Source organism: Chitinophagaceae bacterium (assembly GCA_007695095.1).
In the GTDB taxonomy this organism is placed as follows: Bacteria; Bacteroidota; Bacteroidia; order Chitinophagales; family REEL01; genus REEL01.
In genome coordinates this window covers 42,348-53,090 of the sequence record REEL01000076.1, presented here as the reverse complement: position 1 = coordinate 53,090, position 10,743 = coordinate 42,348, and the positions used below count along the sequence as shown (strand labels likewise).

The window sequence follows — 10,743 nt, the reverse complement described above, 5'->3', positions numbered from 1 at the left end:
CGGTGGGGTTTGAGGCTGTTCTCTGTCCATTTTCTTCTCAAATTCTAAGCGTTCCGGTTTTCTTGTTTTATTGGACAACCCCTCAAGGCCCGATTAACAGCACGGAAGGCTTTTTTATTTATATTTTGGATAAACTTCAAGCTTAAAGACCTTAAAGAAGCCATTTCGCAGAAGGAATGCGGCCTTTATTCAGGACGCGCGAAGTCAAAGTCCCAAACTTTAAAAAAAACTACATGAATATGCTGAATGCTTTCCCAAAGCATTGACTGCTTTTTTATAAATTTGCAAAAAAACACTCCTTGAATAAAAGAAAAATTATAAATGACCCCGTATATGGTTTTATAAAAATACCGGACGAGTTAATTTTTGACATTATCGAACATCCTTTTTTTCAAAGATTAAGGAGAATAAGGCAATTGGGAATGACAGATTTGGTTTATCCGGGTGCCTTACATACCCGCTTCCACCATGCACTGGGAGCTATGCACCTTTCAGAGCAAGCCATCAACGTGCTCCGATGGAAAGGGGTTGATATTTCTGAGGAAGAAAGCCTGGGCTTAAAAATAGCCGTATTGCTTCATGATATAGGACATGGGCCCTTTTCACATTCCTTAGAATCCTGCATTATCCCAAACACTTCCCATGAAAAGCTTTCTTTGTTTTTTATGCAAATTTTGAATAAATATTTTCAAAACCGTCTTGAGCTTGCCATAGAAATTTTTACAGGTACTTATCACAGAAAGTTTTTTCATAATTTAGTTTCCGGTCAGCTAGACATGGATCGCATGGACTATTTAAACAGAGACAGTTTCTTTACCGGAGTGCATGAAGGTGTGATAGGATATGACCGTATAATTAAAATGCTGCATGTTGTTGATGATAAATTGGTTGTGGAGCATAAAGGAATCTATTCCATAGAAAAATTTTTGATAGCAAGAAGGTTAATGTACTGGCAGGTTTACTTGCACAAAACAGTAATTTGTGCCGAACAAATGTTAATCCGGATATTCAAAAGAGCTAAAGAATTAATCTCCGCCGGTGAAAAACTGTTTACTTTCGGAGCATTTCAGTATTTTTTACAACCCCGGACTAATGAATTTGATTTGAACAATGCGGAATTTGCCAATCAGTTTGCCCAATTGGATGATGCTGATATACAAGCTCACATTAAAGCATGGACAACAGAAAAGGACATTGTACTGTCTGAGTTATGCAAAAGCATTTTAAACAGAAATTTATTACACATTGAAATGGATATTGTAAAGATAGAACCGGAGATTATTGAGAATTATAAAAAGAAAACTGCAGAAAAACTAAAGATATCTATGGAAGATACAGAGTACTTTGTTTTTAAAGACAAAACAACTAATAATGCTTATAACCCAAGTGGCGGGAAAATCGAAATTCTTTATAAAAACGGGCAGTTAATAGATATAGCAGAAGCAAGTGATCATTTAAACATCCATACCTTGTCTGCAACGGTTACTAAACATTACCTTTGCTATCCGAAATTTATATTGACTTAAAGAGTAAATTATTCACTTAGAATAAAGAGATAATAAAATAATTCTTAGTTTTGAACATGCAATTAGAAGCATCTGAAATAGCAGCACTTATAGAAGGCAAAGTCGAAGGAGACAAAACTAAAGTAGTAAAAAACGCTGCTTCATTAGAAAATGCCACAGATTCTGATTTAAGTTTTCTGGCAAATCTGAAATACGAACACCTGCTCTATAAAACGAAGGCAGGCATAGTTATAATAGCGGATAATTACTCTTTAAAAGAAAATATACCTGCCGTAATCATCAGATGTTCCAATCCGTACCTTTCTTTTGGTAAGATTCTGGAACATTTTTCAAAATCAGTCATTAAGCAAAAGAAAGGGATCTCGGCTAATGCGCAAATAAATAAGGTTGAGCTTCCTAAAGACTGTTATATTGGAGACTTTACCTACATTTCAAATACGGCCACTATTAGTGAAAATGTAAAAATTTTCCCACAGGTATTTATTGGTGAAAATGTAAAAATCGGACCCAATACCATTATTTACCCGGGTGTAAAAATATATGACAATACGATTATTGGGGCTGATTGCATAATACATGCAAATGCTGTAATCGGAAGTGATGGATTTGGATTTGCACCACTTGCAAACGGAAGTTTTCACAAAATCCCACAGGTTGGAAATGTAATTATAGAAGATAATGTAGAGGTTGGAGCAAATACCGTTTTAGATAAAGGAACTTTGGGGGCTACTATTATAAAAAAAGGTAGTAAATTAGACAACTTAATACAGATAGCCCATAATGTGGAAATTGGTGAAAACACTGTTATTGCTGCCCAGGCGGGAGTGAGTGGCAGTACAAAAATTGGTAAAAATTGTATGATTGGCGGGCAGGCCGGATTCGTCGGACATATTACAATTGCCCCTTTTACAAAAATCAATGCACAAAGTGGTGTATCTAAAACAGTGAAAAAAGAAGGAAAAGCCTTAACCGGAAGTCCGGCCTTTGATTATATTGAAAACTTAAGAGCACAAGCAATTTTTAAGAAATTACCCGAATTAGAAAAAAGAGTATCTGAATTAGAAAAATTATCTGATTCTCGCGAAAAGACCTAAATATGCCAACAAATCAATTAACTATTAAACATGAAATCAGCCTCGAGGGGATTGGATTGCATACCGGCAAAACCGTTAAAATTACCTTTCTTCCGGCACCTGTTGACTTTGGCGTAAAATTCAGCCGCACAGATGTTGAAAATTCTCCTGTAATTGAAGCTGATGTAGACAATGTTGTGGATGTAAGCCGGGGAACCACTATCGGAAAAAACGGAACTACTATAAGCACTATAGAACATTTAATGGCAGCGATTACCGGTGCCGGTATAGATAATCTAAAGGTAGAAGTAAATGGTCCGGAAATCCCTATCCTCGACGGCAGCTCTAAAATATTTTCTGAAACACTTATTTCCGTAGGTTTAAAGTCCCAGGAAAAAGAAAAGCTGATTATTGAAATTGATAGCCCTATAGAGTTTTATGACCCGGAAAAAGATGCCCGTTTAATAGCATTGCCTTCCGATCGCTATAAATTAACCGTAATGATTGACTATCAATCAAATACTTTGGGAAATCAATATGCACACTTAAATAACATAGAGCATTTTCAAGAAGAATTTGCCTCATCCCGGACATTTTGTTTTTTGCATGAGATTGAAGCTCTATTCAAAAATAACCTCATCAGAGGTGGCAGTCTGGATAATGCCATTGTTATTGTCGATAAAAAAGTTTCTGAGGAAGAGTTAGACCGTATTTCCGGGCTTTTCAACCAGAAAAAAATAGAAATTAAAGAAGAAGGAATCCTCAGTAATGTTGATTTAATTCACCCCAATGAACCTGCCAGACATAAACTGCTGGACGTTGTAGGTGATTTATCATTGGTTGGATACAACTTTAAAGCAGAAATCATAGCTTCAAAACCGGGCCATAAGGCAAATATTGATTTTGCCAAAAAAATTAAAAATCACATAAAAGAAAAGCTTAAAAACAAAAAGGTAACCATCCCTAAATACGATCCGAATAAAAAACCTATTTATGATATAAGCTATATTGAAAAAAGCTTGCCCCATAAATACCCTTTTCTCTTAGTGGATAAAATAATTGATATTTCAGAAAAACATGTTGTAGGTATAAAAAATGTGACTTTTAATGAAGAGTTTTTTCAAGGTCATTTTCCCAACAATCCGGTTATGCCGGGCGTTTTGCAATTAGAAGCTTTGGCTCAAACAGGTGGCATACTGGTATTGAATACCGTAGAAAATCCACAGGATTATGATACTTATTTTTTAATGATAGATAAAGCAAAATTTAAAACAAAAGTAGTCCCGGGCGATACCCTCATTCTAAAACTAGAATTACTGAGTCCTATACGAAGAGGAATATGTGAAATGAAAGGAACCGCATTTGTTGGAAATAAAATTGCTTCAGAAGCAAACTTAGTTGCCCAAATTGTAAGAAAAGAAAAACTATGAATCAACCACTATCTTACGTACATCCACAGGCTAAAATTGCTGACAACGTCGTAATTGAGCCCTTTGTAACGATTTATAAAAATGTAGAAATTGGAGAAGGCAGCTGGATAGGTCCGAATGTAACTATTATGCCCGGCGCCAAAATTGGGAAAAACTGTAAAATTTTTCCGGGAGCTGTTATTTCTGCTATACCTCAGGATCTCAAATTTTCCGGAGAAGAAACTACTGTAGAAATTGGTGACAATGTAACCATCCGGGAATGTGTAACCGTCAACCGCGGTACGACACACAGCCACAAAACAGTGGTCGGCAACAATTGTCTTTTAATGGCTTATGTCCATATTGCTCATGACTGCTTTATTGGAGATCACTGCATACTTGCCAACAATGTAAATCTTGCAGGACATATAACCATTGATGAATACGCAATCTTAGGAGGCCTGACTGCTGTGCATCAATTTGTGAAAATCGGGAAACATGCCTTTATATCCGGTGGAAGTCTCATCAGAAAAGATGTTCCTCCATTTGTTAAAGCTGCCAGAGAACCCCTTTCATACGTGGGGGTCAATTCTGTTGGTTTGAGAAGAAGAGGGTTTCACTCTGATAAAATCAATCAAATACTCGAAATTTACCGCACCATTTTTGTAAAAGGCTATTCAATTTCCAAAGCTCTGAACTATGTAGAAACCCAGATGGAAGCAACTGAAGAAAGAGATGAAATCGTGCATTTTATAAGAAATTCCGTAAGAGGCATTATGAAAGGCTACAGCTCTACCAAAAATGAAAATTGAATTAGAAAATATAGCTAAGAAATTTAAAAAAGAATGGATATTTAAAGATATCTCCTTTGACTTTCATATTAATAATTCATATGCCATTACCGGCCCAAACGGCTCCGGAAAAAGCACCTTGATGAAAATTATTTCATCAGCAGTAACGCCATCTTCAGGTAAGGTTTTTTACTCTTCAAGTAACAAACCGTCAATTCCTGATAAGGAAATCTATAAAGAAATTGCTTTTTGTGCGCCTTACATGGCCTTGATTTCTGAATTTACTCTACTTGAAATGCTGGAATTTCAGGAAAAAATAATCCCCTACCAACAGAATTTAAACAGCAAACAGATAATTTCAGATATTTTGAAATTTGAAAAACATCAAAATAAGCAACTTCGGTATTTTTCTTCCGGTATGCTTCAAAGGGTGAAACTAATTTTATCTGTGCTGGCCGAAAAAAGTATCTTACTCTTAGATGAACCGGCAACCAACCTTGACGAAAGCGGCCTAAACTGGTACCATCAATTAATCAATGATTTTAGCAAAGAGAAAATAGTTATTGTAGCCTCTAATCAAAAAAGAGAATATACTTTTTGCACAGATGAACTGAATCTGCTCAAGTATAAATCATAAATGCCGGGTAATTTTTTTAATTACTTTAAACTCACTAAAAAACTCCTTAGAAATAACCCGTAAGATTGTATAAGTAGGAATTGCTAAAATCATTCCCACTATACCGGCTAAAGTAGCTGCAATTAACAATACTAAAAATATTTCCATCGGGTGGGCCTTTACGCTATTAGAAAAAATTACAGGCTGAAACAAGATATTATCCAGTATTTGCACAATAGCAAATACACTCAAAAGCTGAAATATTAATATATAATAATTTATTTCTATGGCCCCTTTTTCCACAAAACCACTTAATCCCAATATAACTCCTATAGTAGCTCCTATCAATGGCCCCAGATAAGGCACTATATTCCAGATTCCGGCCAGCAAACCTATGAATAAAGGATTTTCAACTCCTACAAAATACAAACCACCGGAAATTAGCATTGTAATCATACTAATTTGAATAATAATACCCACAAAATAGCGAACCAGAAGCAGTTTTACTTTTTTCAAAATATTCGCTACCCTCCCTTCATATTCGGAAGGGGTAAACATCAATATCATATTAAAGAAAAAATCCCGGTCTTTCAGAAAAAAGAAGAGAATGAAAGTGACGGAAAAGAGAGCAACAAAGAACCCCCCAATAATGTCTATCAACTGCGTGAGTACTTTGTTGACATTTTGAAAGTTTAAAAACCCTCTTATTTCACTTTCTAAAAATTCAATAGACGTCGGAGAGCCTTCCTCTTTTATCTTATTGGTTTTCAAAAAATCATCTAAATTTTCCAACGGACCTTCAATGAAATATGTAATATCTTCTATATTATAATTGGTAAAGAAGCGGGCCTCTTTCACTACCAATGGGACAAATATCATCAGGAAAAAGATTAAAACAAGATAGAAGCTGATGATAGTAAGTGCTGCAGAGAGAAATCGGGGTACATAAAACTTTTTATACCTGAGTTTTTCAAAGAAATTCATTACCGGCTCTCCGATCAATGATAAAATCCAGGCAATTACTAAATAAATTAAAATACTATTAAAATACCATACAAAAACAGCAAAAAGGATAAATGAAAACAGAAATAATAGCTGTTTAGGTATTTTATTCATAATCTCTATTACTTTTCAAAAAGTCTAAATATTTTACCAAAAATAATTAATTAGTGAGTATCTATTCTAATATTTTGATAGATGTGCGTCTGTTTTGAGCTCGACCCTCTTCTGTCGAATTATCCGCTATGGGGTTTTCCTGCCCAAAGCCTTTATAAGTTAATCTCTCAGAAGAAATATCTCCGGTCTTCAACAAATAATTCCTGACTGATTCAGCTCTTTTCTCGGAAAGTGTTTTATTGTAAGCTGCATTACCTGTATTATCTGTGTGTCCCTGTATTTCAATATGCAATTCAGGATTAACCTTCATCAAGTCAGCTAACAATTCCAATTCAAGGGTTGACTGTTCTGTTAAATCATATTTATCATGGTCAAAAAAGATATTCCGTAAAACGATTTCAGCTCCCTTATCCAAAGGAGGGAGCAAAATTTCTAAGTCAAAACTTTTTTTATCACTGTCAGTTACATCAAAGCTTTCGGAATAAAAAAGGTAATTCTCGGCTTTTGCATGATAAGCGTACCTGCCACCTAATGGCAGACTTATTAAAAAGCTTCCGTCTGCGGGGTCGGAAGTAACTGCTGCAACCATTTGTGCATTTTCTATATTTCTTATTTCAACACTTGCCTGAACCGGTTTTCTCGTAACTTTATCCAAAACCCTGCCGCTAATCCAGCTACTTGGATTAGGTCTCATTTCCTCATAAAGTTCAAAATAAAAAATATCAAGCAAATCCGGTTTGCCAAAACGATCTGAAGCAATATAAGCAGTATCTGCAGTTGCACTTACAAACAAACCCATATCATTACCGGCAGAATTTATTGGATAGCCTAAGTTTACCGGCACTGCCCACTTACCATCTACGTATTGAGTTTTAAAAACATCAAAACCACCCATGCCGGGTAAACCGTCAGATGCAAAATAAAGTGTTTGATTGTCGAAGTGAATAAAAGGTGTACGCTCATCACCTGATGTATTAATTTCAGGACCTAAATTTTCAGGTTTTTGCCACTCTCCTTTTTCGCTTAGGGTGCTTACCCAAATATCCTGACCTCCAAAGCCTCCACTTCTGGTACTGCTAAAAAATAGTTTTCTTCCGTCGGGACTTATGGAAGGGTGTCCGTCCCAGGAAGTAGAATTAACAACAGGTCCTAAATTTTGAGGTCTCGACCAACGTTCACCCCTTCTTTCTGCTACATAAATATCGCAATTCCCTAAATTCCCGGGTCTGTTACAGGCTGTAAAAAAAATAAATCTTCCATCCGGTGATATACAATGTGCGCCTTCATTTTCATAGGTGTTTACCGGTGGTCCGACAGGATATACCTTCCCCCATTTATTATCAACTCTTTCCGCTATATAAAGGTTTTCAACAGGAAAATTTCCCTCCATATCCATACGGGTAAAAATCAAAAAACGACTGTCAACCGTTAAAGCCGGAAAGTATTCTGACAGTTCGGTATTTACCGGCTCATCTAACTGTATTGGATTAAAAGGAACCGGATTTTTAATGGCCTCTCTGGCAAAAGTTATATTATTAATTCTTTTTTTGGCTTCTTCCAATTGACCCCGGTGACGGCCTTTTTCTAAAAAAAGATTAAAGGCTTCTTCTGCTTCATCAAACTTATTTAAATGAAAACGAGCTTCCCCCAAACCAAAAAACATACCCGGATGAACATCCGGAAAATTTTCTGCCAGATAATCAAATGATTTAGCTGCTTTTTCATATTCATGCAGCTCCAAATAAGTGAACCCCAAACGAAAATGTGCTTCCGGAAACTCATAAAATATATTCACTGCTCTCTCAAGATTTTCCGCAGCTTCTTTATAACGGTCCCAGTTTAAATGTTCTGTACTTTCATTGTAAAAACGTTTTGCTCTGTTTGGAACATTTTCAGTAGTTATTCTTTGTGCAAATATTTCAGAAACACAAAAAAGTAAAAGAATCAACAAGGAAACGGGCTTAAAAGTCATTTAACTAAATTAGATTGTTACGAATTACCATCCTGAGATTTCTCGTCTGCTTTTTTAAGTAGTTTTTTCTGAACAAAACCCGGAAAAACACTACCACCTCTGACAGAGGCTCCCAACACCAAAGCAGCACATATTATCACGATATTCTTAATAATATATTGTCCTTCCAGAGTAGGAGCATAAGGAAACTGAGTAAAAACCTGATCCGGGAAAATCACTAAAGGCGCACAGGCTCCTATCATTTGTAAAAATAAAAGTAATATGGTGAAACGCATGAATAATCTAAAAATCAGTCCTATACCTATAATTGACTCCCAAAGCGCAATTACGAAAACAGCTGTACGGTCATCAAGCAAACCAAAACTTAAAATTTCGGTGGTATGTATAGCTAATTCCTCAGCGGGACTTACTCCCGGAAAAAACTTCAAAAACCCAAACCATAAAAAGACTACACCCATACTAATCCTCAGTGCGGGCAAACCATAGGTTGCCATTAGTTTTATAATCTTTTTATCTAGTTCATAGAATTCACCTAACATAATGTGCATTTACTTCGCTTGAAATTTACAAAATTTATTATTCTGAATTAATAAAAATATAGTTTTTACAGAAAGTATAAAACCAAAAAAGCACCAAATCTTTTGTTAAAAAGACTCAGTGCTTAGTGTTTGAGGTCGAGAGCGGATTCGAACCGCTGTACGAGCTTTTGCAGAGCTCTGCCTAGCCACTCGGCCACTCGACCTTTTAAAGTGGCACAAAAATAAGTATTTATTATCAAAGGATAAAAATTATCTCTTTAAAAATCCTAATTTATTTCTAATAAATGACTTTGGAGCTTTATCTCAAATCTAAACCGGGTACTTAATTCAATAGTTTTTTACAGAAAGTGTAAAATTAAATGAATTTCAAGCGCAGAAATTTACTGATTTACATTTAGAACTCCTGAAGACTGAATAGTCAATGATGCCCCTCCCTCTAATTCAATGTTTTGACAATAGCCTGTATTACCCCCAAAAATCATCGGTTGATTCGATGGAGAGGCCGGAATAAAAACAATATCTGAAGTAGTTGGTATTCCACAATTCCAATTCAAGGGGTTATGCCAGTCATCACTTACGCTACCATTCCAGATTTTAATGGCGACGGTAATTACACTGACTGTAAGCGCAGAAGACATTGCAACTGTTGGTGAGGCACAAGCTAAAGATGAAGTCAATTCAACATTAATCTCATCTCCATCCACTAAATTGTTTAATTGAATTGAATCTCCCGGGCTTACACCTATACTAACCCCATTTACAAACCATTCAAATTCCGGTAACAGACCCCCTGCCACAGGGAAAGCTGTGAAAATAATCGTTTCTCCTGCACAAATAGACAAGGTAGAGGCATCTATAGTAACCCCCGGGACTAAATGCATAGGAAGTGAAGCCGCATAAGATCCGTGCCCTTCTCCCCCTTTATAAATATCGGACACAATATTGAATAATGGACATAGCGAGGTAGAAATCACAGTTGAGGCCGAAACTCCATCCTGCACTCCACCTTTATAAATGTCTGATAAAACAATAAATGAAGGACAAGCAGGATAAGAGATTAAAGAAGCAGAAGAAAAACCATCTTCAATACCTCCCTTATAAATAGTTGAAACAACATCCCAGCTGTTACAGCTTACCGGAGCAAAAAAAGCTGAAGAGGCAAATCCCTGACCATCTCCCCCATTATAAGGAGAACCTGCAACTACGGCACCACAATTTATATTTTTGATTATTTCACTTACAGCAGCTCCATCTTCAACTCCTCCTTTGTAAATATCAGAGGCTAAGTTGAATGTTGCGCAATTCACAGTTGGATAAAAGCCTGAAATAGCTAATCCTTGACCCGCTCCTCCTTTGTATATATCAGACATCAAATTGAATGAAGAACAATTAACTACTGGGGAATAACCGGATACAGCTAAACCCTGCCCAGTTCCCCCTTTGTATATATCAGATGTAAAATTAAAATTTTGACAAACGGGTGTTGAAATTACGGAAGCTGATGTAAAACCACCTTCCGTTCCTCCGGAATAAATATCGGATGAAGCAAATGTTACACAAGAAGATGTTACTATCAATGCCTTTGAAGATAATACCGAAGCATCTCCGCCTGTATATTGGGCAAAACCCTGAAAGGCAGTAAAACCCGTTAGCAACAATAATAAAATAGCTCTTGTCATCATACTTTTATTTCAATAAAAC

Annotated in this window: 9 protein-coding genes and 1 tRNA gene; 5 read left to right on the top strand and 5 right to left on the bottom strand. The window is 36.1% G+C overall.

From position 1 onward, the window contains the following. The first annotated feature begins 299 nt into the window (after positions 1-299). The 5 genes from EA412_03605 to EA412_03585 are packed head-to-tail and all read left to right on the top strand — an operon-like array spanning position 300 to position 5,436. Positions 300-1,526: an HD domain-containing protein gene (locus EA412_03605; protein ID TVR81209.1), complete on the top strand. Its 1,227-nt coding sequence runs from the start codon at positions 300-302 to the stop codon at positions 1,524-1,526. A gap of 56 nt (positions 1,527-1,582) precedes the next feature. Then, the gene (lpxD, locus tag EA412_03600) at positions 1,583-2,620 is read left to right on the top strand and encodes a UDP-3-O-(3-hydroxymyristoyl)glucosamine N-acyltransferase (protein ID TVR81208.1); all 1,038 of its coding nucleotides are present in this window, start codon (positions 1,583-1,585) and stop codon (positions 2,618-2,620) included. A 2-nt stretch (positions 2,621-2,622) separates the two neighbouring features. Then, entirely contained in the window at positions 2,623-4,029 is a 1,407-nt protein-coding gene (locus EA412_03595; GenBank protein TVR81207.1) for a bifunctional UDP-3-O-[3-hydroxymyristoyl] N-acetylglucosamine deacetylase/3-hydroxyacyl-ACP dehydratase, read from the top strand. Then, the gene (locus EA412_03590) at positions 4,026-4,820 is read left to right on the top strand and encodes an acyl-ACP--UDP-N-acetylglucosamine O-acyltransferase (protein ID TVR81206.1); all 795 of its coding nucleotides are present in this window, start codon (positions 4,026-4,028) and stop codon (positions 4,818-4,820) included. The genes EA412_03595 and EA412_03590 overlap by 4 nt, the downstream gene beginning before the upstream one ends. After that, the gene (locus EA412_03585; GenBank protein ID TVR81205.1) at positions 4,810-5,436 is read left to right on the top strand and encodes an ATP-binding cassette domain-containing protein; all 627 of its coding nucleotides are present in this window, start codon (positions 4,810-4,812) and stop codon (positions 5,434-5,436) included. Before EA412_03590 ends, EA412_03585 begins: the two co-directional genes overlap by 11 nt. On the opposite strand, the gene EA412_03580 is transcribed toward EA412_03585, so the two are convergent. The 5 genes from EA412_03580 to EA412_03560 form a co-directional block, all read right to left on the bottom strand. Further along, positions 5,431-6,531, bottom strand: a complete 1,101-nt coding sequence (locus EA412_03580; protein TVR81204.1) for an AI-2E family transporter — start codon at positions 6,529-6,531, stop codon at positions 5,431-5,433. The genes EA412_03585 and EA412_03580 overlap by 6 nt on opposite strands. A 61-nt stretch (positions 6,532-6,592) precedes the next feature. Next, a complete protein-coding gene (locus EA412_03575; protein TVR81203.1) occupies positions 6,593-8,503 on the bottom strand; it encodes a hypothetical protein in 1,911 nt (636 codons plus the stop codon). Positions 8,504-8,520: 17 nt separating this feature from the next. After that, positions 8,521-9,051, bottom strand: a complete 531-nt coding sequence (locus tag EA412_03570) for a DoxX family protein (protein TVR81202.1) — start codon at positions 9,049-9,051, stop codon at positions 8,521-8,523. A gap of 120 nt (positions 9,052-9,171) precedes the next feature. Further along, a tRNA-Cys gene (locus tag EA412_03565) sits at positions 9,172-9,245 on the bottom strand. Positions 9,246-9,422: 177 nt separating this feature from the next. Further along, the gene (locus tag EA412_03560) at positions 9,423-10,721 is read right to left on the bottom strand and encodes a hypothetical protein (GenBank protein ID TVR81201.1); all 1,299 of its coding nucleotides are present in this window, start codon (positions 10,719-10,721) and stop codon (positions 9,423-9,425) included. Positions 10,722-10,743: the final 22 nt, after the last annotated feature.